The organism is Kineococcus glutinatus (assembly GCF_039542765.1).
Taxonomy (GTDB): domain Bacteria; phylum Actinomycetota; class Actinomycetes; order Actinomycetales; family Kineococcaceae; genus Kineococcus_A; species Kineococcus_A glutinatus.
Genome location: NZ_BAABIL010000929.1, coordinates 1 through 634, shown reverse-complemented (window position 1 = coordinate 634; position 634 = coordinate 1). Strand labels below are relative to the sequence as shown.

The following is a 634-nucleotide window of genomic DNA, read 5'->3' as shown; positions in this document are numbered from 1 at the left end:
GCAGGTGAACCTGGTCAGCACCCTCGACGGTGACGAGTTCACCGTCTTCGCCCCGGTCGACGACGCCTTCGCGAAGGTCGACCCGGCCACGGTGGAGGTGCTGAAGACCGACAGCGCGCTGCTGACGACCGTGCTGACGTACCACGTCGTGCCGGGGCGGATCGCGCCGGACGCGATCGCCGGGCAGCACACCACCGTGCAGGGCGCGACCCTGGAGGTCGCGGGAACCCCGGACGCGCTGACCGTGAACGGGAACTCCGCCGTGATCTGCGGCGGTGTGCAGACGGCCAACGCGACCGTGTACCTCGTCGACACCGTGCTGATGCCGCCCTCCTGACCCCTCGGGGCGCCGGCGGTGGCGCCGGGGCGGCAGCGCCCGGCGCCACCGCGCGGTAGCGGATCACGGCCGTCGCGCGCCACCGCCGCTCGTCGGGCGCCGCCCGCCGGGGGTCGTGCACCGCTGCGACTTCCAGGTGATCGGGCAGGAGCCGTGCGGTGGTCGCCCCCCGGACCCGCCGCGCGGGAGGTTCGGACCCCGCGGACCTCCCGCGGACGGGACGAGGGGAGCGTCGACGGTGCCGACGACGAGCACGGCCACGACCAGCACGACCACGACCAGCACGGCGGGCACGGC

1 protein-coding gene and 1 pseudogene are annotated in these 634 nt (G+C 75.1%); one reads left to right on the top strand and one right to left on the bottom strand.

Going from position 1 to position 634, the window contains the following annotated elements; all coding sequences use genetic code 11:
* On the top strand, positions 1–337 hold a 337-nt coding region (locus ABEB16_RS22635), incomplete at its 5' end, for a fasciclin domain-containing protein (protein WP_345714391.1).
* Between the two features lie 63 nt (positions 338–400).
* On the opposite strand, the pseudogene ABEB16_RS22630 reads toward ABEB16_RS22635, so the two are convergent.
* A pseudogene (locus ABEB16_RS22630) lies at positions 401–634 on the bottom strand (hypothetical protein); the annotation flags it as partial.